Origin of the sequence: Mesorhizobium sp. M0598, from assembly GCF_040320865.1 — a bacterium.
Classification (GTDB): domain Bacteria; phylum Pseudomonadota; class Alphaproteobacteria; order Rhizobiales; family Rhizobiaceae; genus Mesorhizobium.
The window spans coordinates 1-22,978 of sequence record NZ_JAMYQL010000019.1 but is presented as its reverse complement, the minus strand read 5'-3'; the positions used below and the strand labels follow the sequence as shown (position 1 = coordinate 22,978).

Sequence of the window (22,978 nt, the reverse complement as noted above, 5' to 3'; positions counted from 1 at the left end):
ATAGTTCTTCTTGCTCCTTCCCAGATACTGACGGTCCGCGATGGCGGCGCGGGTTCGATCAGCGACAGGATGGTCCGGGCCCGTCCGCGTCCTGCATGATGCCAATATGTGAGAAACTCGCTTTGGAAGTCGGCATCGCGTTCGCCGCGGATCAGCGCTTCGATCAGATCGAACGTCATCTCAAGCAGTTCGGCGATGCCAGCATATGGATCGTCGATGGGAAACGTGGCGTGATCCGGCACCAGACAGAGCGCGCCGTCGCTTTCGACATGGGGCCAAGTCAAAAAGGAAGGACGATCGACCAGCGCGATCCGCGCGGGCGCAAAAGGAAAGGCCGCGGTCACCAAAACGTCGAGCCGGCGTCGGCGATCGGAAAAGTCGCAGTCGAATCGCCAGCCGATTTCGGGGAAGCGCCCCCTGTAGCTAGCGAGTTGTCTGGCGTCGAGCCTTAGCGGGCGCAAGCCAGCTTGCTGCCAGCATGATTCAACCACGCTGACAGCTGAGTTGAAGCGCTGAGCGAGAGGGTCGACACCCTCAGGCATTCCGGCGATCTCCCTCCATACGTACGGCCGAATTCCGCGCCTGCGCCTCGCTGCGGACGAGACCGGCGGTCAGCAGGGCCGGTGTACTGAGCCGAGCGGCCGAACGTCGCCGCGTCTGGTCCGCAATGCCGGCACCAACGCCCTTGGCAAGTTGCTCGGTGATCAGTTCCTTGTTCGACAACTGCGCCAACGCCGTGAAGTCGGCGCGGGCCTTTCGCAGCCAGTTGTGGAATTCTTTCTCCCGCTCTGGATGCTCCTTCCACTTGTCGGCGAAGTTCTCCAGCGGATCGCTGGGATTGGCGATGAGACGGCTGCCGTCCGGCGCGATACCAATGAAGCTGTCCATCTTCGTCAGGATCACGAACAGCGCCTCGGCGATCTTCTCCTCTCCGTCGTAAGAGTGGGCGGCGAGCGTCGTCAGGATGATCGAGATCGGCTTGTCGTCGCTGTGGTCGGTGTACATGATGTCGCGATGGCGCTTCAGGATCATGATTGCGTACTGCAGCGGGGTGCGGATCCGGTAGTCCGGAATCGGTTCGGTGCCGGCCCTCACGCCTTTCTGAAGAAGCTCTTGCTTGCGCTTATCGTAGGCTTTCGCCATGCGTGTCAGAAACCATTTCAGATAGCCGCGTGGATTTGACCGCTGCCAGTCGGCCGCGATAATCTGGTAGTGTGGGTGCCGGTTGTCGGTGATCGAGATCGCGGTCTCGGCGAGCGAAGCATCGAAGCCGCGCGTTTTCAGGAGTTGGGTCAGTTCGCCGCCGCTCGGAATTCCGGGCGTGACGTCCATATGGAATTGAGCTTCATCCGCGTACGGCTGCCTCCAGCAGCGGCGATGCTCCTCCAGTGGCTTGATCATGTTTTTGCTGCGCGCGTATAGTCTCATTTCGGTTTCGAGCAGGCGCTTCAGATTGGCCTGCGTGGTTTCGTTCTTCGTCAGACGGTGAAACTCACAGACGGCATCGATGTCGTAGTGTTCGTCCGCGGTGAGTGGCGGCGTGACGGTACCGAGACCGAACGACCCCTGGACGTGGACTTGGGGCCCGTATTGCCGAATTGTCGACTCCGGTCGATTGAGCCAGTCGCCCAACGACTTGTAGCTCGTCGCCGCCTGTTCGTATCGACGCTCGGGGATCTCAAGTTCTTTGCCGAGGTCTTCGAGAACTTCGTGGGCCTCTTGAGTGATCGTCTGGCTCATATGCACGTTCATGAAAAACTCCTCGTTAGCTGCCGTGTTCAAGTTCATGGGCGAAAATGAAGCCGCCCAGCTTCTTGTTTTGGTCGTAGATCTTGAGAGTGGGGTGCGCCTTCGGCTGCCAGGAGCGACCGGACTCGACGGCGACGGAAACCGGAATGGCGGGAAACACGTGCACGATCGTGTTCTCGCCATGGGCTACCTTGATGGTGTCCAGCGTTGTTCTAAAAAGACGCGCGAACTCGACGATGTCGGCCTGGCTGCGCATGATGTCGTTATGGGCTCCGTCGGCCGCGATGGACCAGATCGCTACATCGGTGCCAAGCACCGCGTGGATCCGCTCGTCTGCGACGCGTGCGCTGATCTCCAGCTTCAACGCGACCTGGCCGGCCAGACCGGATGGTCGCAGGACCTTGAAGCGGAGCGGCGGAGCCTCAGGATCCCACTTCCAGCCCTTGGGGCTGCGCAGCAACTGCCGGACGTCTGCAGTCGCGATGTCGGAGATCAGACGGCCCAACTCGAACAGGAGCGGGATCGGCGCCAATCCGAATACTGTCAAGCGACGGATTTCCTGCCGTTCCATTCGCCCGCGAACTTTCTCGGCGAAGCCGGTCCGCAGGTTGCGGACCTGGATGCGCCAGAAATCCGTTTCGTGATCGGAGAGATCGAGCGTCGCGAGATCGAGATCTATCCAACCGTCGTCAAGCGGATAGCGATCTGGGATCATCGACCATTTGAGGTCGCCTTTGGCCACGGGAGATTCGTTGGTCCCGATCCTCGCAGCGTATCGAATGACATGACTGCTCAGATCCTCGTCGATGGCTGTGACCGTCCGGATGCGGACTTCATGGCGGCGCTTCATCGCCATCAAGACATCGGCGGGATGCTCAGCAACCATCTCCCGATCGAAAACGCGGTGGTGACGGTCGCAGACGAGCATCAGGTTATCCGGCTCCTGGGCAAGTTTGGGTGATAGAATCGGATCGCCTCGCGGCCCCTCCTTGGAGTCCGCAATGATGTGCCCGATATAGGCCGCGTTAGCATCCCCTGCTCCCGACACCTCGTCGCCTATCAGCAGGGCATTGCATCCCGCATACTGACACCGTCCCGCAGCGCGGCCCCATACGATGTTCTTGACCTTGTCCGGTAGCGGCCGCCGGCGTCCGCGACGCGGCTCTGCTGGCACCTGATCTTCCATTTCGGGTTTTGCAACCATACTCATGTTTTTTCGTATCACGCTTGATGTGCGATTCGTTTGATTTTTGCGGCAAGCCTGAGCCAGCCGCGAAACCTCTTAATTGTCGCTCGGCGCCGACGGCGCCGAGTAGCAAACTTACGTTGCCCCAAATAGGGACGTACTTTCAGGAGACGTACCTTGGCTCGAGGCCAAAGGAGCTCAACATTGGCCTTCAAGTACACAACTTTGGGTGTCCGATCAGCAAGGTGTGCTTCCCCACGACAGGGACGCTCCGAAATCGGCGCAGCAGCTTTAACTGTATCTGCCGAAAGACGGCCGTCGGAACCCTACCGCCAGATCAAAGTTTCCCAGGCGGCCAGCAGTTCCCTTGGCTTACCCTCCGAGTGCTCCGCCTTCCGTGCTAGGCTTGGAGTTTAGACACATTTTCCATTGATCGACTAAGGATGGAAATGGCTTCGTCCAGAATCTCGTTCGAAGTTGTGAGTGGCACAAGGAAGCGGATCACGTTGTGAAAGCGTCCTGCCGAGGCCAGCAGCAGGCCGTTTTGAGCGGCTTCTTGCATGATTCTCGTGGTGACATCTATCGCGGGCTCGCGGCTGACGCTATCCGTAACCAATTCTATGCCAATCATTGCGCCGAGCCTACGGATCTCGCCGATCTCTGCATGGTTGCTTCTAATTCGGAGGCGCTCAAATCCCGCTTGTAGGCGCGCACCGATTTCTTCCGCCCGAGTGAGCAATCCTTCGTTCTCAAGAACGTCTAGGACTGCCAGTGCGGCTGCGCATGCCAATGGATTACCCGCGTAAGTGCCCCCAAGCCCCCCGCGGTGAACCGAGTCCATGATCTCGGCCTTGCCGATCACGGCTGCAAGTGGCAGGCCGCCCGCAAGGCTCTTGGCGGCAGCTATCAAATCCGGCTGAACGTCGAAGTTTTCTATGGCGAAAAGTCTGCCCGTCCGTCCGAAACCCGACTGGACCTCATCAGCGACCAACACTATGCCGTGAGTGTCGCAGATCTGTCTAAGGGCTTTAAGGAATTCAGAGGACGCCGGCAGGAAACCACCTTCGCCCTGCACCGGCTCAATAACAATTGCGGCTACTTCTGATGCATTGAGTTCTGTTTCAAACAGAGCATGGAGGGCTGACAGGGCGTCTTGCGTGCTGATTCCGCGATAAGCGTATGGGAACGGAACACGATAAATGTCTCCTGGAAATGGGCCAAAACCCACTTTGTAAGGGTTTACCTGAGCTGTCATTCCTAGTGTCAGGAGCGTTCGGCCATGAAAGCTTCCGCTAAAGACAATAATTCCCCGGCGGCCCGTATGGTAACGAGCGATCTTAACTGCGTTCTCGACTGCTTCCGCGCCGGTTGTGACGAGCAGGGTCTTGGCTGGAGCCATCGGTGCAAGAGCATTTAGTCGCTCGGCCAAGGCAACATAGCCTTCATAAGGGGCAGTTCCAAAAAAGGTGTGAGTGAAGCGATTCAACTGATCGCGAACCGCTGCTACGATTCCAGGATGCGAATGACCAACAGCGAGGGCACCCATTCCACCCACGAAGTCGATGTAACGTCGTCCGTCAACGTCCCAAAGCTCTGCGTTAAGAGCTCGATCAGCGAAAATTGGGAACGCGCAGGCTACACCACTGGGAACCGCCGCTATGCGCCTGCTCTCAAGTTCGAGGTTTGTGACGCTCATTTTTGTTCCTCTGCCAATAGGCAAATTACTTGGCTGCGGCCCTTTTAGTCGCCAGCTTTTTGGACTTGCCGATTAGCAACGCACGATCAAAGGGTTAGGGACGATTAGCACGTATCGAAGCCTTGCAGAGATGCAAAAAAATAGCCTGCCGATTGACTTTAGTTCGAGTGGCTCCCCGAGGTGCATTGGTAGATACGTGAACGGCCGTCGGATACGCTCGCGCATGTGCGGGGAGGTGGCCGATCGGGTGGAAATGCCAGTGGCGCTCGCCAATTTGCCCGAGCCTTCGAAAAACTTGCCCGGTCACCATGCTGATCCCGCTCGACGGCACGCAAAGGGCAACCGGACCGGTAGACGAAAGGCAAAGGCATAGAGATGAGCGAAGTGGCTGGCGCAGATGCGGATGTAATTTCGCCAGCGACGTTTGCGCCGCTCAACAATCGAACCTTTCGTTCCATCTGGCTCGCCACGCAGTTCTCAAGTCTTGGTTGGCTGATGCAGACTGTTGCCATCAGCTGGCTGATGGCAACGATCTCGACGTCCGATCTGATGGTTGCACTGGTGCAGGCTTCATCCACGCTACCTGCGTTTATTCTATCTGTCTTCGTCGGGGCCATTGCCGACAATTTCAGCCGTCGCAGGGTCATGTTCGCCGGCTGGTGCCTTATGGCGGCGGCGTCTGCGATGCTGACCGCTGTTGTGACGCTGGGCTTTGTCGACCCATGGATGATCCTCGGCTTTAGCTTCTTGATCGCATGCGGCGGCGCTCTCAACGATCCCGCTTGGCAGGCCTCGGTTGGCGACATTGTGGACCGACGCGATGTTCCTGCTGCCGTTACCCTCCTCTCGGTCGGCTTCAACACTGTACGGACCGTTGGCCCGGCGCTCGGCGGCATCGTGGTTGCCTCATTCGGGCTTCTGACGGCTTTCGCCGTAACCACGCTCACCTATCCGGTCCCTCTGGCCACCATATGGCGATGCAAGTGGAAGGTTCGCTCCTCACCGCTCCCGCGTGAATCCATGAGGACGGCGATCTATGACGGGCTGCGCTTCACGGCGATGTCATCGGAAATCAAGGCGGCGATCACCCGTGGAACCCTCTTTGGCCTGGCAAGCATCGCCATACTCGCGCTGCTGCCCCTGATTGTCCGCGATCAGCTGGGAGGAGGGCCCGTCGCCTACGGCGCGCTCATGGCCGGCTTCGGGACAGGCGCTGTGTTCGCCGGCATCTCCAATAACCTCTTCAGACGGATCTTGTCACAAGAACGGCTGATGACCCTCTCCTGTGTCGCGTGCGCGGCGTGCTCCCTCTCCCTTGCGCTGACCTCTTCGCTTGCAGTGGCGGCAATTGCACTCGCCCTGGGCGGCGCTGGTTGGGTCACCGCCTGGTCGGGGCTTGGCGTGAGCGTGCAGCTGGCGAGCCCGCGCTGGGTCGTGGGGCGCACGGTCTCGATCTATTATGCGTTGGTAGATGGCGGCATAGCGGCCGGCAGTTGGGTGTGGGGCACGGTGGCGCAGAACCATTCACTGACCTTGGCGCTGGAGGGTTCCGCCGGTGCTCTGTTTGCTCGTCGCCGCGACAGGGGCCTTGTTTCCTCTTCGCGAGCGCCGCGAATCCGAGCCCGATCGTTCGGAGGAATTCAACCCCCCGGCAGTCGCGCTTGATCTCAAGCCACGAAGCGGTCCCATCGTTGTTAAGATTGAGTATCTGGTAGCCGCGGAAAATGTCGAGTCCTTCCTGGACCTCATGCGCGAGCGCCGGCATGTAAACAGCCACGTCGGTGCTCGGCACTGGACGCTGCAGCGCAACCTGCAGGAGCCCATGCAATGGACGGAGACGTTCCGCACGCCGACCTGGACGGACTATCTTCGCCTGAACCATCGTCTCACGGAAGCAGACAAGGAACTGGATAAAAGGGTCCTCCTCCTGCACGCAGGAGAGTTTCCACCTCAGATCACACTTTCGATCGAGCGGCCGACGGGGCCCAATCGCAAATCCGAGCAATCCGCCGTTGACCCTCTCACAAGGCTGAGAGCACGTGACGACATGCGGAATTGTGGCTTTCACCGTTCGCCGTAGTCGACGAACGGCTAAGCGCTCGCGGAGTGGGTACCCCATCTAATTGGTCGGTATTTCAATGAAATGTTATGAGCTCGCGCTTCGCCGCGGCATGGGACTGGAGCTTCAACGGGCTCCGGTCCGTACTTCGGCCGCGGCGTTAGGCAATCCGAATGATACGAAGTGCTCCTGACCAGATATCAGCCAGAAACCCTAGCTTTAAGCTGCGGATGCGACCTTCTGGAGTTTCTCAACAGTCTCGACACCAAAGCGATGTACCCTCATAACCCCCGATTAGGTAAGGGATAGCAACGACTATTAGCCGTCAGATGCGCGACTTGCTCGTGTCAGGCGGCGCGGCGATACGCCGATTCTCCTAGGTATGCTCGATCATAGCCCGAACCGCAAAAAAGTTGCGTGCCAAGTGACTTTATTTCGACTGCTCCCGCTCCTCAGCTTGCATATAACACTGACCTGTAGCCCGAATTGGAGACAGGCAGATGTCGTTCAAAGGCGTTATTCCGCCCGTCACAACGCCCTTTCATGCGGACGGATCGATCGACCGTGACGGCTTCTGCGTCATGGTCGAGCACCTGGTCGCAGCTGGCGTCCACGGTATCATTGTCGGTGGCACGACAGGCGAGTACTACGCCGCGTCGCGCGACGAGCGCGTCAGCTTGCTTAAGCTTGCCAGGAGCGTGGTGAAGGGGAAGATGCCCCTGATCGCCGGCGTCGGCGCCATTCGTACCGAGGATTGCATCGAATATGCGCTAGTTGCAAAGGACCTGAAGTACAACGGCATCCTGATCGGGTCGCCGTACTACGCTGTTCCCACGCAGCTCGAACTTGCCAATCATGCGCTTGCGATCGACAAGGCAGCCAATCTACCGGTGATGCTCTACAACTATCCCGGACGCACAGGCACGATGATGGACCTCGAGTTCCTGGACCGGGTCGGTCGCAGCTCCAATTTCTGCGCCATCAAGGAATCCAGCGGCAGCATGAATCAGCTGCACGCTTTGGCTCGTGACTATCCGCACATCGATCTGTTTTGCGGCATGGATGATCAGGCCCTCGAATTCTTCGCCTGGGGCGCAAAAGGGTGGGTGTGCGGCGCCGGCAACTGCCTACCGGCAGAGCACCTCGCGCTCTACGAAGCCTGCGTGATCGAGAAGGACTTCACCAAGGGCCGGCAGATCATGTCGGCGCTTCTGCCTCTGATGAGACTTCTCGAACAGGGCGGCAAATTCGTCCAGAGCATCAAGTTCGGGTGCGAATTGGCTGGATTGCCGGCTGGGCCCGTGCGCCTGCCGATGCGGGCACTCGGCGACGAACAGAAGCGGGAATTCGAGTCGACGATCCGCACCCTTAAGGCAGTCATCGCGTCAATCACTGCAAAATCCCAGAAGAGGGCTTCCGAGAATGTCATCGCTATTAACGCGTGATGAGTACCAGAACCTGGCCGACAGCCTGCCACTGCCGACCAGCGCAGTAATTGACGGCAAGGCGCGGGCGGCACAATCCGGGGATACTTTCGAGACCATCAATCCCGCGACAGGGCAGGTCATCGCCAGGATCGCTTCCTGCGGCCAGGCCGATGTCGATCTCGCCGTCGAGAAGGCGCGACTGGCGTTTGAATCGGGCGCCTGGTCGCGTGCGCATCCGAGCGAGCGCAAGCGCGTTCTGCGGCGGCTCGTGAAACTCATGAAGCGAAACGCCCATGAGCTTGCGGTGCTTGAGACGCTCGAAAGCGGCAAGCCGATCTACGACGTCGAAACCATAGACATCCCCGAGGCTCTGCATTGCCTGGAATGGCATGCGGAAGCCACCGATAAGCTCTACGGCCAGACGTCACCTTCGGGCGACGATGTCGTGTCGATGATCGTGCGCCAGCCGCTGGGCGTGGTCGCCTGCGTTCTGCCCTGGAATTTCCCGATCCTCATGCTGGCCTGGAAGATCGGTCCGGCACTTGCGACGGGCAACTCCGTCATTGTGAAGCCGGCCGAGCAGACCAACATGTCGACGTTGCGGATCGCCGAACTGGCGCATGAGGCCGGGCTGCCGTCGGGCGTCCTGCAAATCGTCACCGGTCCGGGCGAAGTGACCGGCAAGGCACTCGGCGTGCATCCCGATATCGAGATGGTCGCCTTCACCGGGTCGACTGACGTCGGCCGGAAATTCTTGGAATATTCCGCCGAGTCCAATCTCAAGCGCATCGTGCTCGAATGCGGCGGAAAGAACCCATGCATCGTGCTGGAAGACGCCGAGAACCTCGACGTTGTTGCACAGCATGTCACCCAAGCTGGTTTCTGGAACATGGGCGAGAACTGCTCGTCAAATTCCCGCCTGATCGTGCACGAGAAGATCAAGGATCGCTTGGTGGAAACCATCCTCCACAAGCTAAAGGAATGGCCTTTGGGCGAGCCGCTGGATCCGGGCAATCGGCTCGGCGCCATTGTGTCGAAGGAGCAGTTCGACCGCATCATGGGCTACATCAAGAAGGGGCGGGAGGAAGGCGCCAAGATCGTCACGGGCGGCAACGCCCACAAGCACGGCAAAGGCTATTTCATTGAGCCGACCGTATTCGACGATGTCACGCCCGAAATGACGATTGCGCGAGAGGAGATTTTCGGTCCAGTGCTGTCGGTAATCAAAGTGGCCAACGCTGACGAGGCGCTCCGGGTCGCCAACGGTACGCAATACGGGCTTGCAGCTTCAATCTTTAGCGCCAATCTCGGCAAGGCGCATCGCATCGCAAGGGACATTCGCGCCGGGACGGTGACCATCAACTGCTACGGCGAAGGGGATGTCTCGACTCCCTTCGGCGGCTTCAAGCTTTCGGGCTTCGGGGGACGAGACAAGTCATTGCATGCCCACGACCAATATACTGAACTCAAGACCATCTGGGCGGACATCTCCGATCCTAAAGTCTCGCGTTCGGTAGATTAGCCTGGTCGCATCGATGAGAGATTATGAGGCTGGCCGCACGCCTGCGGACACATCCATGCCCGGTTGGTACGGTATTCTGCCGCCTCCCAAGGCACCTGAGGTGCTGCGCGGCCGTCATAAGGCGGACTGGCTCATTGTAGGAGCTGGGTTTGCTGGCTTGGCGGCCGCGCGGCGCCTCTCACAACTGGTGCCGAACGAGCGCATAGTGGTGGTCGACGCTCAGCGCGTCGGCTGGGGTGCTGCCGGGCGCAACTCCGGCTTCATGATCGACCTTCCGCACGAGCTCGGTCGGCAGCATTACGGCGGAAGCCAGGATCACGATCGCAAACGCATCCGGATGAACCGGGCCGCGATTGAATTCTCTGCTTCGGCGGCGGACGAATACGGGCTGCAGAAATTCTTCGTTCGGGCCGGCAAGTACCATGGAGCTGCAACCGATCACGGTGTTGCCGTCCTGGGCGAATTCGAAACGCACCTGACGGGCTTAGGCGAGCCATTCGAGCGGCTCGACGGGCCGCAGTTGAAGGAAATCACCGGAACCGAGTTCTTCGTCGGCGGTACGTTTACGCCGGGAACGGTAATGGCACAGCCGGCCGGCTTCATTCGTGGACTCGCCGAAGGTTTGTCGAGGCGTGTGCAGCTATTCGAGAATTCACCGGTCACAACATTGCGGACCGGCAAACTGCACACTGCCAAAACGGCTGAGGGCGAGATCAAAGCGCCGCGGTTGATACTGACAGTCAACGGTCATCTCGAAAGCTTTGGTTACTTCAAGAAACGCCTGCTGCATGTGTTCACCTATGCCAGCATGACGAGGCCGCTCTCCAAGAGCGAGCAGGCAGCGCTGGGCGGTGAGCCGCATTGGGGCTTGATCCCGGCCGATCCGATGGGATCAACCATCCGCAGGATCGGGGATCGGATCGTCGTCCGCAACACCTTCACCTATAATCCGGACATGTCCACCAGTGAGAAGCAGATCCGTCGGATCGGCGCCGTGCACGATCGATCATTCCACGCGCGCTTCCCAATGCTGGGTGAAATACCGATGGAATTTCGCTGGGGAGGCCACTTGTGTCTCTCTCTCAATTCCGCTCCTGCGTTCGGCGAAGTCGATGAGAGGGTGTTCGTAGCTGGATGCTGCAATGGTCTCGGAACGGTGCGGGGCACCCTCTACGGGATGTTGGCTGCCGATCTTGCCGTTGGCAGCAACGAGCCAATGGTTGCAGACGCCCTGAACGAGCCAGCCCCGGCTCGGCTTTATCCAGAACCGCTGATGTCGATCGGCGCGCCACTGAAGCTGTGGGCGATGCAGAAGCGCGCCGGCAGAGAGCTCTAGCTTTCTCGTTCTTGCGCGGCCGCTTCCCGGATCCAGCTACGGAGGCTCTGGGCGGCAGGGGAAAGCGTGCGATTTTGATACCAGGTGAGATAGTAGCTGCCAGGGGCTCGGAGCTCGAGATCCGTCAGTCTGACGAGTTTCCCTTCGTCAATCTGCGCTTTGACAAGGCGGTGCCAGCCAACGGCCACACCTTGATCGGCTTGAGCGGCCTGAAGCGCCACGAAGAACTTGCCGAAGCGCCGACCGCGGGTCGGCCCATGCGAGACTCCCGCGCGCCGTAAGACCTCGTCCCAGCCAGCCCAGTCGGGATCCACCCAATCAACATGCAGCAAGGGGAGGTCGGCCAACGACTCCGCCGTTGCATCGCGATGCTTGCTTGCAAACCCAGGCCCGCATACCGGGTAGATTGTTTCATCGAAAAGGAGCTCAGCATCTTCATTCGACCACGATCCGAACCCGTAGCGGATGCGCAGTTCGACCTCGGCGCGGCGGTAATCGCGGGGATTGTCCGAGATAAGGTGGTCAACGGCAATATCTTGGTACCGGGTCCAAAAGTCCGGCATCCGCGGGATCAGCCACGTCGACGCGAAGGCATCCGTGCACGCCAGCGTGACGTTCTTGGAACGGTCACCGCGTTTCACATTTCGGACAATGTCTGCGGCCCGCGAAAACCCACTGGCCAACACGCCATAAAGGTCTTCGCCGGCGCTTGTCAGCGCCACACCGGTTCCCAATCGGGTAAACAGCGGAACCCCCAGTTCGTCCTCGATCGCTTTGATCTGTCGGCTAACGGCGCCAGGAGTGACGTTCAGTTCCGCAGCAGCCAATTTGAATGACAGGTGCCGGGCAGAAGCCTCAAAAACAGCCAAAGCAGTCAGGGACGGCAGGTCGTAATAGCGGCGAACCATCTCAAGCTCCAAACACTCCGGCAATCGCGCCGCGCGACAAACATAGCAAGCGATGCTCAAGATGTCGGGAAACGCATTTGCAAGGCGGCGCGATAGCCCGCGTTCGACCTACTATGGCCGGATCCCAACCTATTTGCGGCGCAATATAGGAAAACTGTACGAACCATGCTTCGCGATCTGCGACGCTGCCCAATCCATGTCCGACGCAGCTACACCGTAGCATGTCCCGGCGATGTCTGGGCTCAACAACTCAACAAGGGGGTGAGACTTTTGCAGGGCTGCCCCACTGGTCTTCGGCCTCCGTTCAGAGATTATGAGCTGGACTTTCCCTCTTAAAGATGGCTTGAGCTATGACTGGCATTGAAAAGAAAACTGCGGTCATAACAGGCGCGGCGGGAGGTATCGGGCAAGCGATCTCCAGACAGTTCGTTGCGAACGGCTTTCGTGTGGTTGCCGGCGACGCCGACCAAGCTGGCCTGGACAGGCTCGAGGCCGAACTCAACCGAACCGGACAGAACGTCTGGAGCAAGGCCGGCGACCTCCGGAACAAGGCTTATTGCGAAGATTTGATTGAGTATTCCGCACAGGCCACAGGGCGGCTGGACGTGCTCGTCAACAACGCCGGAATAATCACGCGAGGAAACATTCTCGAGACGACCGACGACGATTGGGAGCGGACGTTCGAGATTAACCTGACATCGATTTTTCCATACCTGCCGGAAAGCCATTCGTCACATGAAAGGCCACGGCGGCGGCGCGATTGTGAACATCGCATCCTGCTGGGGACTTTATCCGGGGCCTGGTCACGTAGCGTATTGCACCAGCAAAGCAGCCGTGGCGGCGTTTCCAAGTGTCTTGGCCGCGACCATGCAGGTGATGGGATACGGGTCAACGCGGTGTGCCCGAATGAAGTCAACACCCCGATGCTGCGTACCGGTTTTGCCCGGCGTGGCTTCAATACGGACACAGCCATAGCGGAGCTCAACAATACGGTGCCGCTGGGCCGGATCGCTGAGCCGGAAGACATAGCCGACGTGGTATTCTTCCTATGTTCCGACGCCGCCCGCTACATCGCCGGCACGGCGGTCGAAGTGAACGGCGCAAAACCTGTCTATTGAGGGCGTCCATGGCTGAGAGACTGGCAGGCAAGATTGCAATCATCACCGGCGGTGGACGGGGTATCGGCGCCGGTATTACACAGCGCTTTGTGGAGGAGGGGGCGAGGGTTGCCATTGTGCAGAGACATCCGGCGCCTGACGCATTGCTTGGCGATCGAACCATCTATGTGAAGGCGGATCTCGCGAATTCCGGCGACATTCGATCAGCCGTCGAGACTGTTGTCGAAGGCTTTGGTGGCCTGGACATCCTGGTGAACAACGCCGGGATCATGTTCGAGAAAACCGTCGAGGAAATGACTGAGGCCGACTGGGATCAGATGATGGACATCAACCTCAAGGCCCCATTCTTGCTGGCGAAGGCAGCAATGCCGCACCTTCGGAAGCGGGGTGGGGGAAACATCATCAACATCGGCTCAATCGAAGGCCTGGCGTCCAACCCGGGACATCCTGCATATTCCGCCTCGAAAGCGGGCATTCACGGCTTCACAGCGGCGGTCGCGGTCGATCATGGGCACGAGGGAATCCGGTGCAATGCCATTGCACCGGGCTGGATCAATTCTGATCTCAGTGAGGTCTACATCGACAGCATGGCCGACACTTCCCGCGTCCGCAGAGAACTGCTCGCCATGCATCCGGTTGGGCGTCTTGGCGAGCCTGCCGATGTCGGAAATCTTGCAGTCTGGCTTGCCTCGGTAGAGAGCGCCTTCGTGACCGGTCAGGTCTACGTCATCGACGGCGGCCGTACCAAAAAGCTCCCGCTACCCATTTCATAAAGAGGTGAGTCCGGCCGATGACTGGCTCCGCTTTTCTCAGGCTGTTGGATCAACTTTCTCGCTAATTCGCCGGGTAATGCGATCGATCAGGATTGCCAGAAACACGACGGCGAGACCAGCTTCGACGCCTCTCCCAACCTGCAGGCGAGAGATCGACGAATGATTTCGTCGCCCAATCCACCGGCGCCGATCATGGACGCGATGATGACCATCGACAACGACATCATCACGCACTGATTGACGCCCGCCATAATCGAACGAAACGCCAGCGGCAATTTAATCAGGAACAGCACGGCTAGGCGGCTCGCGCCGAAGGCCTCGTCGGCCTCGACCATTTCCTGCTCGACCATATTGAGGCCATGGGCGGTTAGCCTGATCGGAAGCGGCATGGCGAAGAAGATCGTGGCAACAATGCCAGGGACGGTGCCGACACTGAAGAAAAACACGGCTGGGACGAGGAGTACGAACGGGGGGCATCGTCTGCATGAAGTCTAGGATTGGCTCGACAACAGCATTCAGGCGTTTGGATTCGGCCATCAAGGTTCCGATCGGTATGCCGATGGCCAGGGCGAGAGTTGCCGCTGTAAGGACAAGCGAAAGTGTCACCATCGCAGGAGCCCAAAGATTCATGACGACGATGAAGGCCAGTCCAGACCCGCTCAGAATGGCCAGCGAGAGCCGGCCGAGAAAGCCGCTTCCGATCACAACGATCGTGATGATCAACCAGGCCGGTGCGCTCGTCAGGATCGTTGCCAAGGGCTGCTGAATGCCCAGGATGACGGTCGAGATAAAGTCGAAAACAAATCCGAAATGCGCTGAGAGGTAGGTCGTGAAGTCGTCCATTGACGCGGCAACCGTGCCTGCAAACTCCGAAAAATCCATCCTCATGAATCCTCAGCTAGAGTCGTTTGAGATTGAGGTTCGTTATTGTGTCGCCCGTTCTGCCGCGGCGTTTGCCTTCGTCGTGTCGGCAGCTTTCGGTTTCTCGATCTTCGGCGTCGCGCCGGCTAACGAGGAATGGGCCGCGAGCGCTCTGAGAACGGACTTAGGGGTGACCGTCCCGACGGGCGTTCCGTCGTTCTGAACCACGATCAAAGCGCGCTGCTCTTTCGCCAGCTCATCGAGATAGGGGGCGATCAGCTCGTCGGGCGCGAGCTTTACGAAGTCTTTCGACAGATGTTTCGTCCATTCCGAGATCGGCCCGTTCGCCAGTTCCACCGGCGGGCAGAGTCCATAACTTGGCCAGCCGACAGCACCTTGAAGACATCGATGCCCCGCACGAAGTCCCTGACGTAGTCGCTGGCAGGGGAGAGCACGATATCGATCGGCTGGCCTTCCTGGACGACCTCTCCCTTGAGGAGAATAGCGATGCGGTCACCGATCGTTGCCGCTTCGTTTGGGTCGTGTGTCACAAAGACAATCGTCTTGTTCAGAGTGCTCTGAAGCCGAAGCAACTCCTGTTGCATCTCCTCGCGAATGAGCGGGTCGAGCGCGCTGAACGGCTCATCCATCAGCAGCATCGGCGTGTCCATCACCAGGGCACGCGCCAGGCCAACGCGCTGGCGCATGCCGCCGCTAAGGTTGGACGGCTTGCGGTCGCCCCATCCGCTGAGCCCTACGACCTCGAGTGTCTTGCCTGCGCGCTCGCGTCGCTCCTTGCGTCCGACCCCGGCGACACGGAGCCCAAACGCAACATTATCGATGACGGACATGTGCGGCAGGAGCGCAAAATGTTGAAACACCATTCCGATCATGCTGGAGCGGATCTGGCGGAGTTCCTTTTTGCCGGCTTTCGTGACGTCCTGCCCATTGACCACGATCTGGCCGGCAGTGGGATCGATAAGTCGGTTGATGCAGCAAAGAAGGGTCGATTTTCCGCTGCCTGAGAGACCCATTACGACGAAGATTTTCCCGGTCTCAATGGTCATGTTGATGTTGTTGAGCGCGACGAAACCGCTGCCCTCGTCGGGGCCGCAGGCGCCGAACGCAATCTGTCCAGCTTCAGTCCGGGATTGCCGCCGTAGATCTTGTAGAGATCCTTGATCACTATGGCTGGCTTTCGTGTGCTCATGCAAGGCTCCCGCGCACAAGAACAGATGGCGGTTCAGGGTTCCGCGCCAACCCCTGCACTCCGGCAGGATGCGTGCTATAGGATCAGGCGAGCCACGGCTCGATTATACCCTTGCCTTTCACTTCGCCGATCCACTTGGCAGCGGCATCTTCAGGCCTCATGCCGCCGTCGTTCCAGCTCATGATCTTCGCCAATTCATCATTCGGAATATGGAACTTCGTCAGAAATGCCTGGGCCTTCGCGAAGTTGGATTCGAAGTCGTTTGTCGTGACGTGAAAGCAATAGTATGGTTCCGCCATCATCGTCCTTTTCGGGTCGTCGAGGTATCTCATCTTGAATTTGCTCCACATCGGGAGCGGTTCCCAGGTGGTAACCACGATCGGCTCGTTTTTGGAGTAGGCGCGCTGGAAGGCCGCTTCCATGGCAGCTTGGCTGCCCGGGACCAGGTTGAGCTTGAGACCGTAAGCCTTCACCGTCGCGTCCGCAGCCTGCATCAGGCCGGAGCCGGCGTCGATGCCGATGATACCGCCCGGAAACTTGTCGGCGCGATCGTTGAGCTCGGCGATGCTCTTGATGTCGACATATTCCGGAACGGCAAGGCCTTGCGTCATCGGACCTTCCGAAACGCCGACGACTTTGATGGAATCGACGACTTTCGTTACATAGTCGGCCTGGCCGCCGTGATAATCGCCCTTCAGCGGGCCCATCCCCTCTATATAGGAGTTCGAATAGAGGTCGGCCTTCCCGGTTTGAAGCGAGGCATAGATCACGCCCGGCTCCGCCTGCAGCGGCTGGACCTTGTAGCCGAAATTGTCGTCGATGAGCTTCGCGCCGACATAGGTGATTGCCAGCGCGTCGGACCATGCCGCGAAGGCATAGACCCGCGGCCGGGATGCGTCGGCCCTGGCGCCCGTCGTCAGGCCGCTCATGGCCAGCGCGGCGGCGCCGCCCGCCTTCAGCAAGGTTCTGCGCGACGTGCTCGCGCCGAGTATATTATTCACTAGATTTGACCTTGGCAATCAAATCCTCCTGTCGATACCCATCGGATGCGTAGATGAGTCCGAGGTTGTCGTTTCTGTTCACCTCGCCTGATCCGGGAATGGGCTGTTCTGTTCTTGCCCCGCACCAAGCAAGAAACGTGCTACCACGGAACCGCGGAAGCCAGCCGACGCAAAAAAGTCGCCTCCCGATTGACTTTATTTCGCTCGCTTGCCGCAATGCATCATCGTCTCTGCCTGTCGATGTGCCTACGGTCTTGGGCGATTCCGTCCAAGTTTGCGCGATATCCGTAAAGGCTGGGCTGCGACGTGGAACGGCTCCGCCGCTGCTCGACCCGAACCATCTCGGGTGTCCGGGTGAGCGAGCCGGCGGTGCAGCCCTTTAGTCAACACGCGCGTGAGACTTTTGCAGTAGGTCAATACTCAAAGCTCCGGCAATAGTTGAGCGCGGTCCGGTTTCGGTGTCGCGACTTATTTGTCTGGAGGCCGGGATGACTGCTCAACTACAGCTCTCTCGTAGAGGAGGGCGGGAAGCGCGGCGGACGATCCGCACCGCGCCAAAGGTCGACATGTTGCCGACGCTGAAGCGCGGCCTGCCGGTGGTAGAGCCGATGGATGCCGAGCAGGTTGAACGCATTCACGAGGCTTCTCTCGCGATCCTGGAAGAAGTAGGCGTGGTCTTTCGCGATCCGATCGCGATTGAGGACTGGAAGAGAGCCGGAGCGGACGTGCGCGCGGATGACCGCGTTCATCTCGACCGCGGCCTGGTCATGGAGCTCATCAAGACCATTCCCCCCAACGTCGAATATTTCGCGCGCGACCCAGCGAAGAATGTCGAGCTCGGAGGCGACAAATCCATCTTCGTGCCGATGACCGGCGCACCGTACATGCGCGATCTCGATGATGTGAGGCGTGGACCGACAATTGCGGACCTGGGGACGTTTCATAAACTCGCCCACATGATGCCGGCGCTACATTCGTCGGCTCACCACATCGTCGAGCCGATGGACATTGTCGTCGCGCATCGGCACCTGCACATCACCTACTCGTCAATAAAGCATTCGGACAAGATTTTCATGGGCATGACCACCTCGCCCAAGAATGCCGAGGACGTGCTCGACATGTGCGAGATCCTTTTCGGTGAAGGCTTCCTCGACAAGCATGCAGTCACCACCGGAAACTGCAATGGCAATTCGCCGCTGGTATGGGACCAGGTCATGCTGGGCGGCATGCGTGCTTTCTGCCGGCGCAACCAGCCCGTCTTGTGCTCGCCCTTCGTTCTCGGCGGCGCGAACACGCCAGCCTCCACCGCGGCGGCGGTGGCGCAGCTCAATGCGGAGGCGCTTTCGGCACTTGCCTACACGCAGGTGGTGCGCAAGGGCTGCCCTGCGATTTATGGGCATTACCTGTCGACCGTGTCGATGCAATCGGGAGCGCCGATGGCGGGAACGCCAGAGATATCGCTCATGAATTTCATGATCGGCCAGATGGCTCGTCGCTATAACGTGCCCTGGCGCACTTCGAACTTGCTTGGCGGCGCCAAGATCTTCGATGCGCAAGCTGGCTATGAAAGTGCGATGACGATGATGGCCGTGCTGCTGTCAGGCGCAAACTACATTTGGCATTCGGCTGGCTGGAATGAAGCCGGTATGCACTGCTCGATCGCAAAGTTCGTCGTCGACGCCGAAGTCTGCGCCATGGGCTATCGCATGACGCAAGGCATCCAGTGGGACGATTTCGATGAAGCCCTGGCTGCGATCCGCGATGTCGGGCCGGGCGGCCATTACTTTGGACATCCCCATACACAGGCCAACTTCGAGAAGGCCTTCTTTATTCCGAAACTCTTCGACAATAACTCGGTCGAGCAGTGGTACGCTGATGGCTCCAAGGACATCAAGCAGCGTGCCCTGGAGCATGCGCGCCGCCTTCTGGCCGAATATGAAGAACCAAAGCTCGACATCGCGAAGGACGAGGAATTGCGCGCGTATATCGATCGGCGCTCGCGGGAAATCCCCGCTGTCGACGCGCTCAACGAGGAATACTGAGCATCCTCATGCGCATTGACCAGATCAACGTCTATAAGGTCAAGCTGCCTGTTAAAGGTAGCACCTATCGAATGGCCAGCGACGACGTAGACGCGCTTGACAGCACCATTGTCGAGATTGTGACCGATGACGGACTGACTGGCTGGGGCGAAACCTGCCCGGTAGGGCCGGTTTATCAGCCGCATCATGCACTCGGCGCACGCGCGGCGATTGCAGAAATCGCGCCGGGTCTTATCGGCGCTGAGATTGCCTCGATCCGGCTTCTCGCCAAACGCATGGGCGAGCGCTTGAACGGGCATGACTATGCCAAGGCAGCGTTCGACATAGCGTTTCTCGATCTCCTTGGGCAACGGCTGGGAGTGCCGGTTTCAACGCTGTTGGGCGGCGCCCTGACCGATCGCGTCCCGTCCTACTACTCGCTGATTGTTGGCTCACCGGACGAAACGGCCAGGATTGCCAAGGACAAGGTGAAGTCAGGTTATCCACGCCTGCAGGTCAAAATCTCGGGCCGAAATCTCGAAAAGGATGTCGCCACGGTTCACAAGGTTTGGGAGGTGGTCGGCCATAATGCGCGTATCGCAGTGGATGGCAACAGGGGCCTCACTGTCGCTGCAGCGATCCATCTCGATCGGCTTTGCCAGGCGATCCCCTTTGTTTTCGAACAGCCCTGCAACACTATGGATGAGGTCGCCACTCTAAAGGGCAGGGTCACCCATCCGATCTATCTGGATGAGAACACCGAAGATCAGAATGCAGTGCTCCGGGCGATCTCCCTCGGCATCGCAGATGGCTTCGGCTTCAAGGTCACCCGTCTTGGCGGCCTCACCAAAATGGCGACGATGCGTGACCTTTGCGCCATCCGCTCGTTACCGCACAGCTGTGATGACGCATGGGGTGGCGACATAATCGCGGCGGCTTGCGTGCATTTAGCTTCCACTGTGGAGCCGCGCCGTTTCGAGGGCGCCTGGATCGCGCAGGAATATATCGAAGGACATTTCGACGCGAAGAATCCCATCGTCATCGAAAATGGTCACATCGCCGTACCCCAGCTGCCAGGCCTCGGTGTCAAACCGGAACCCGGCATCTTCGGTGAGCCGGTAGTCACGTACGGATCCTAGTGAACGCGCCCGCCAACATCAGCGCAATGACGTCATTGGCCACGCCGAATATTTCGGCGGCGCCCGATCGACCGTTTGACTTGGTGGTTCTTTTGTTACCCGGGTTCTCGCACCTGGCGCTTCACGCCTATATCGAACCTTTTCGCATCGCCAACACGGTATCGAGGCTGCCACTGTTCCGGTGGCGAATCGCGGGGCTTGATCCTCGGCCAATCGAGGGCGCCAACGGCCTTTCGGTTGCCGTTGATGTCGCGATAGACGAGCTGGTTTCCGGTTCGGGCGATCGCAGACCGAACCAGCTCGCTATCGTGACGGGCGAGCTGGTAGAACAGCAACTGACGCCTGAACTCAACGGATTTCTGCGAACGATGGCGCGTCGCGGGCTGCCGATATCTGCGGTTGGCACAGCGACATGGCTGCTTGCTCGGACGGGTCTTCTGGCAGGCACACGCTGCACGATACACTGGTCGCGGCTCGCTGCTTTCGCCGAAGTGTTCAACCAGCCCCGCATAAGCGATTCCTTGTTTGTCAAGGACGGCCAGTATTCAACCTGCGCGGGAGAACTGGCAGCTTTCGACCTGGCGATCGATCTGATCGGCAGCCATGCCGGCGGGTATATTGCACAGGAGGTCTGCCGCCACGCGACTGTCCAAGGTCAGCGCTCAGGATCAAACCGCCAGACCGGGCCGTCGGGTCTAGCCTTTGCCGGTGTGAGCGACAAGCTCCTGATGGCAATGCGGATCATGGAAGAAAATGTGGAGTTCCCGCTGACAATGGAGGAGGTCGCGCAACGGGCCGGAGTATCGCGGCGCCAGCTGGAACGCTTGTTCGCTTCCCATATCGGACTTCCGCCAGTGCGTCACTATCTCCGGATTCGCACAGACCATGCGAAGCGCCTGATCGAAGGCACACGGATGCCCATCATCGACATTGCCATGGCCTGCGGGTTTACGTCTGCCTCGCACTTCGCGAAGTGCTTCAGAGCCTTCAATGGAATGTCGCCGCAGCAGTGTCGAGCGATAGTGCCGGCCTGGGTTGGGTCCGGCTTAAGATGATAGCTTGGTGTTGAATTTAGCGGAGAATAGCGGCACCCCTATCCATGCCAACGTTTGGAGTCGATCTGCCCACCAACAATCGGAAAGCGGCGCAACGATACGTCCGGATCATAGCGCTCAAAGCGGCGAGATGCACCTATCGTTGTGCTCTTCCCTGTCGACCGACGTTAACCGCGGCAACCATTGGATTGATCACGGCTTTGATGCCGCCCCGACCGTAGTGGCGCAGGATGACTTCTCACGATTGCATGATGCGGGGGCGCCGAGGATTTCGTTTCGTCCCAAGAAGCTCTCTGATTGCACTATTGCGTCGGGAAGATGCTGTAGCTTCTCCGAGATGGCCGTTCGAACAGTCAGTCAAGCGCAGCTGCGGTTGGCGGTGACCGGTGCGAGGATCATGCAAGCGTCGCGGCATTCTGTAAATACGGTCAGCCCGGCCAATGCCCGCGAAGCCGGCCGCGGCCGGCCGCGGTTATGCGGGCCTGCTTTATGGTGGGGTCTCAAGGGTCAAGGTGGCGCGCAGCAGACAGACGGAGGGGTCGAGCCAGGACAATGACGAAGGACATGCCGCTTGTCTTCGAGACATTCCTGGAAAAGTTGTCGGTAAGTATCGATGAGGGCGATTTCCGGGAAGCCATGGCCGATGTCGCCACAGGTCTCGATATACTCGCCTTTGCCTACCTCTCGTTGCCGCCGGGGTCTGATGGCAAGCCCATGCTGATCTCCAATTATCCGGCGCTCTGGACAGCGCGCTATCTTGAGAACCGGTATCAGAATGTCGACCCGGTCATTGTACGTGCAAGCTATCGCAAACCCCCATTTCGATGGGGATTTGACCTAAAGAGTTTTTGATCTATCGGGGCCTCAGCTTAGGTTTTTCGAGGAAGCAGCCCAGTTTGGCATCTGCTGCGGCGTAACGATCCCGATTATCGATCTTCGAGGAAATTTTGCGGCGATGACTTTGCCGCCGACAAGCCCGATCCTGTATTTATCCGCGTGGCGGAACGCCACAACAAGGTCTTCCGTTCATCGCGTCCGGTTTTCATATGTTCGTCCGCCGCAAACTTTCGGGCGCGCGAATGGTGGACGGTATCTCGCTGACGCCGCGCGAATACGAGTGCCTGCAATGGGCAGCAAGAGCAAGTCCGAATGGGAGATCGGCTGCATCGTGGGGATCACGCGGCGCACGGCCACGTTTCATCTCGGCAATGCCCGCAAGAAGCTCGGCGTCAGCACCACCAAACAGGCAATTGCGCGTCTCGCCGCTTCAAGTCTTTCGGTTCACTAACAAGTCAGCTCACCTGTGCAACTGCACAGGCTGCCATTGCGTGAATGTTCGCCTCCAATGGCGGGGAAATTTTCCCGGCGAGGAGGCCCTTGATGATCCAGCTTATTGCGCCTGACTGCTACGACGAATTTGCTGACGAACTGCATGTCGCCCACAGGCGATGCATCGAAAGTGCTGCGCCAGATCGCCTAGGCACGCAGGTAAACAGTTGCAGGATATCCGCTCCCGAGACGGCGAGTTGGAAGCTGCGCTCCGCATGGCGAAGAAGAACATGCTGGCTCTTCTCGGGCATCAGCAGGACTGCAGCACGACATGGCAATGCCGCCAGCTCGAACGGCGATATCGTCGACGATGCTGACTGCTGTTCCGCAAAAAACTGCAATACGTTTGCGCACCGGCGCGGACACCAGAACACGGCCGCACTGTGCCCGTAAGACGCAGCGAAACAAAAACACCCCAGCGCGACAGGTCGCCGGTCGACGCGATCACGTCGCCTGCTGGCGCGCAGCAAGCAGATCATGCTGGGCACCTCGCGCCCCCCAACTGCACGCTTTCGCAGCTCGTCGTCTGAACCCGCCGGGCTGTCAGATTCTCCTTATTGAAATCCCTGACGATCATGATTCACCTCT

General features: G+C 59.1%; 17 protein-coding genes and 4 pseudogenes. 12 read left to right on the top strand and 9 right to left on the bottom strand.

The genetic code is table 11. The features are described from left to right. Window positions 1-155: 155 nt before the first annotated feature. The 4 genes and pseudogenes from NKI59_RS21890 to gabT all read right to left on the bottom strand — a co-directional run. A pseudogene (locus tag NKI59_RS21890) lies at window positions 156-542 on the bottom strand (E2/UBC family protein); the annotation flags it as partial. After that, window positions 535-1,752: a nucleotidyltransferase domain-containing protein gene (locus NKI59_RS21885; protein ID WP_352706739.1), complete on the bottom strand. Its 1,218-nt coding sequence runs from the start codon at window positions 1,750-1,752 to the stop codon at window positions 535-537. The gene NKI59_RS21885 and the pseudogene NKI59_RS21890, both read right to left, overlap by 8 nt. 13 nt (window positions 1,753-1,765) lie before the next feature. Beyond that, a complete protein-coding gene (locus tag NKI59_RS21880; protein WP_352706737.1) occupies window positions 1,766-2,959 on the bottom strand; it encodes an SAVED domain-containing protein in 1,194 nt (397 codons plus the stop codon). 376 nt (window positions 2,960-3,335) lie between these two features. Then, window positions 3,336-4,631, bottom strand: a complete 1,296-nt coding sequence (gene gabT, locus NKI59_RS21875) for a 4-aminobutyrate--2-oxoglutarate transaminase (protein WP_352706734.1) — start codon at window positions 4,629-4,631, stop codon at window positions 3,336-3,338. 375 nt (window positions 4,632-5,006) lie between these two features. Between gabT and NKI59_RS21870 the strand changes: the two are divergent. The 4 genes and pseudogenes from NKI59_RS21870 to NKI59_RS21855 all read left to right on the top strand — a co-directional run bounded on the left by NKI59_RS21870 (window position 5,007) and on the right by NKI59_RS21855 (window position 10,975). Further along, window positions 5,007-6,711, top strand: a pseudogene (locus NKI59_RS21870) (MFS transporter). 479 nt (window positions 6,712-7,190) lie between these two features. Then, complete coding sequence (locus tag NKI59_RS21865) at window positions 7,191-8,135, top strand: dihydrodipicolinate synthase family protein (protein WP_352706732.1); 945 nt, start codon at window positions 7,191-7,193, stop codon at window positions 8,133-8,135. After that, window positions 8,113-9,639, top strand: a complete 1,527-nt coding sequence (locus NKI59_RS21860) for an aldehyde dehydrogenase (protein ID WP_352706730.1) — start codon at window positions 8,113-8,115, stop codon at window positions 9,637-9,639. The genes NKI59_RS21865 and NKI59_RS21860 overlap by 23 nt, the downstream gene beginning before the upstream one ends. A gap of 55 nt (window positions 9,640-9,694) precedes the next feature. Beyond that, window positions 9,695-10,975 (top strand): NAD(P)/FAD-dependent oxidoreductase, encoded by a 1,281-nt coding sequence (locus NKI59_RS21855; protein ID WP_352706728.1) that lies wholly within the window; start codon window positions 9,695-9,697, stop codon window positions 10,973-10,975. Here NKI59_RS21855 and NKI59_RS21850 read toward each other — a convergent pair. Beyond that, the gene (locus NKI59_RS21850; protein ID WP_352706726.1) at window positions 10,972-11,883 is read right to left on the bottom strand and encodes a LysR substrate-binding domain-containing protein; all 912 of its coding nucleotides are present in this window, start codon (window positions 11,881-11,883) and stop codon (window positions 10,972-10,974) included. The two genes, NKI59_RS21855 and NKI59_RS21850, sit on opposite strands and share 4 nt — an antisense overlap. Window positions 11,884-12,233: 350 nt before the next feature. On the opposite strand from NKI59_RS21850, the gene NKI59_RS35130 reads away from it, so the two are divergent. Further along, window positions 12,234-13,001: an SDR family NAD(P)-dependent oxidoreductase gene (locus NKI59_RS35130; protein ID WP_502901087.1), complete on the top strand. Its 768-nt coding sequence runs from the start codon at window positions 12,234-12,236 to the stop codon at window positions 12,999-13,001. An 8-nt stretch (window positions 13,002-13,009) separates the two neighbouring features. Next, complete coding sequence (locus NKI59_RS21835; protein ID WP_352706724.1) at window positions 13,010-13,774, top strand: SDR family NAD(P)-dependent oxidoreductase; 765 nt, start codon at window positions 13,010-13,012, stop codon at window positions 13,772-13,774. Window positions 13,775-13,860: 86 nt separating this feature from the next. On the opposite strand, the pseudogene NKI59_RS21830 reads toward NKI59_RS21835, so the two are convergent. Beyond that, window positions 13,861-14,235: pseudogene (locus tag NKI59_RS21830) on the bottom strand (ABC transporter permease subunit); the annotation flags it as partial. Window positions 14,236-14,402: 167 nt separating this feature from the next. Between NKI59_RS21830 and NKI59_RS21825 the strand changes: the two are divergent. After that, window positions 14,403-14,540 carry a hypothetical protein gene (locus NKI59_RS21825; RefSeq protein ID WP_352706722.1) on the top strand — a complete coding sequence of 46 codons (138 nt, stop codon included), beginning with the start codon at window positions 14,403-14,405 and terminating at the stop codon, window positions 14,538-14,540. Window positions 14,541-14,698: 158 nt separating this feature from the next. On the opposite strand, the gene NKI59_RS21820 is transcribed toward NKI59_RS21825, so the two are convergent. The 3 genes from NKI59_RS21820 to NKI59_RS21810 all read right to left on the bottom strand — a co-directional run bounded on the left by NKI59_RS21820 (window position 14,699) and on the right by NKI59_RS21810 (window position 16,846). After that, on the bottom strand, window positions 14,699-14,992 hold the full coding sequence (locus NKI59_RS21820) for a CBS domain-containing protein (protein WP_352706719.1): 294 nt from the start codon (window positions 14,990-14,992) through the stop codon (window positions 14,699-14,701). Beyond that, entirely contained in the window at window positions 14,932-15,849 is a 918-nt protein-coding gene (locus tag NKI59_RS21815; RefSeq protein ID WP_352706717.1) for a betaine/proline/choline family ABC transporter ATP-binding protein, read from the bottom strand. The genes NKI59_RS21820 and NKI59_RS21815 overlap by 61 nt, the downstream gene beginning before the upstream one ends. Before the next feature lie 79 nt (window positions 15,850-15,928). Beyond that, on the bottom strand, window positions 15,929-16,846 hold the full coding sequence (locus NKI59_RS21810; RefSeq protein ID WP_352706715.1) for a glycine betaine ABC transporter substrate-binding protein: 918 nt from the start codon (window positions 16,844-16,846) through the stop codon (window positions 15,929-15,931). 488 nt (window positions 16,847-17,334) lie between these two features. Here NKI59_RS21810 and NKI59_RS21805 point away from each other — a divergent pair, with 488 nt between their 5' ends. The 5 genes and pseudogenes from NKI59_RS21805 (at window position 17,335) to NKI59_RS21780 (ending at window position 22,783) form a co-directional block, all read left to right on the top strand. Further along, complete coding sequence (locus tag NKI59_RS21805) at window positions 17,335-18,888, top strand: trimethylamine methyltransferase family protein (RefSeq protein WP_352706713.1); 1,554 nt, start codon at window positions 17,335-17,337, stop codon at window positions 18,886-18,888. A gap of 8 nt (window positions 18,889-18,896) precedes the next feature. Further along, window positions 18,897-20,006, top strand: coding sequence for a mandelate racemase/muconate lactonizing enzyme family protein (locus tag NKI59_RS21800; RefSeq protein ID WP_352706710.1), 1,110 nt, complete (start codon window positions 18,897-18,899; stop codon window positions 20,004-20,006). After that, a complete protein-coding gene (locus NKI59_RS21795; protein ID WP_352706707.1) occupies window positions 20,006-21,061 on the top strand; it encodes a GlxA family transcriptional regulator in 1,056 nt (351 codons plus the stop codon). Before NKI59_RS21800 ends, NKI59_RS21795 begins: the two co-directional genes overlap by 1 nt. Window positions 21,062-21,625: 564 nt before the next feature. Continuing rightward, a pseudogene (locus NKI59_RS35125) lies at window positions 21,626-22,349 on the top strand (LuxR family transcriptional regulator). Window positions 22,350-22,441: 92 nt separating this feature from the next. Next, the gene (locus NKI59_RS21780) at window positions 22,442-22,783 is read left to right on the top strand and encodes a hypothetical protein (protein WP_352706700.1); all 342 of its coding nucleotides are present in this window, start codon (window positions 22,442-22,444) and stop codon (window positions 22,781-22,783) included. Window positions 22,784-22,978 lie beyond the last annotated feature (195 nt).

Excerpts from the sequence above, each read along its gene's own strand:
- NKI59_RS21855 (WP_352706728.1), top strand. The coding sequence starts at position 9,695 with ATGCCCGGTTGGTACGGTATTCTGCCGCCTCCCAAGGCACCTGAGGTG.
- NKI59_RS21885 (WP_352706739.1), bottom strand. The coding sequence starts at position 1,752 with ATGAACGTGCATATGAGCCAGACGATCACTCAAGAGGCCCACGAAGTT.
- NKI59_RS21850 (WP_352706726.1), bottom strand. The coding sequence starts at position 11,883 with ATGGTTCGCCGCTATTACGACCTGCCGTCCCTGACTGCTTTGGCTGTT.
- NKI59_RS21780 (WP_352706700.1), top strand. The coding sequence starts at position 22,442 with ATGATCCAGCTTATTGCGCCTGACTGCTACGACGAATTTGCTGACGAA.
- NKI59_RS21800 (WP_352706710.1), top strand. The coding sequence starts at position 18,897 with ATGCGCATTGACCAGATCAACGTCTATAAGGTCAAGCTGCCTGTTAAA.
- gabT (WP_352706734.1), bottom strand. The coding sequence starts at position 4,631 with ATGAGCGTCACAAACCTCGAACTTGAGAGCAGGCGCATAGCGGCGGTT.
- NKI59_RS35130 (WP_502901087.1), top strand. The coding sequence starts at position 12,234 with ATGACTGGCATTGAAAAGAAAACTGCGGTCATAACAGGCGCGGCGGGA.
- NKI59_RS21865 (WP_352706732.1), top strand. The coding sequence starts at position 7,191 with ATGTCGTTCAAAGGCGTTATTCCGCCCGTCACAACGCCCTTTCATGCG.
- NKI59_RS21805 (WP_352706713.1), top strand. The coding sequence starts at position 17,335 with ATGACTGCTCAACTACAGCTCTCTCGTAGAGGAGGGCGGGAAGCGCGG.
- NKI59_RS21835 (WP_352706724.1), top strand. The coding sequence starts at position 13,010 with ATGGCTGAGAGACTGGCAGGCAAGATTGCAATCATCACCGGCGGTGGA.
- NKI59_RS21860 (WP_352706730.1), top strand. The coding sequence starts at position 8,113 with ATGTCATCGCTATTAACGCGTGATGAGTACCAGAACCTGGCCGACAGC.
- NKI59_RS21880 (WP_352706737.1), bottom strand. The coding sequence starts at position 2,959 with ATGAGTATGGTTGCAAAACCCGAAATGGAAGATCAGGTGCCAGCAGAG.
- NKI59_RS21825 (WP_352706722.1), top strand. The coding sequence starts at position 14,403 with ATGACGACGATGAAGGCCAGTCCAGACCCGCTCAGAATGGCCAGCGAG.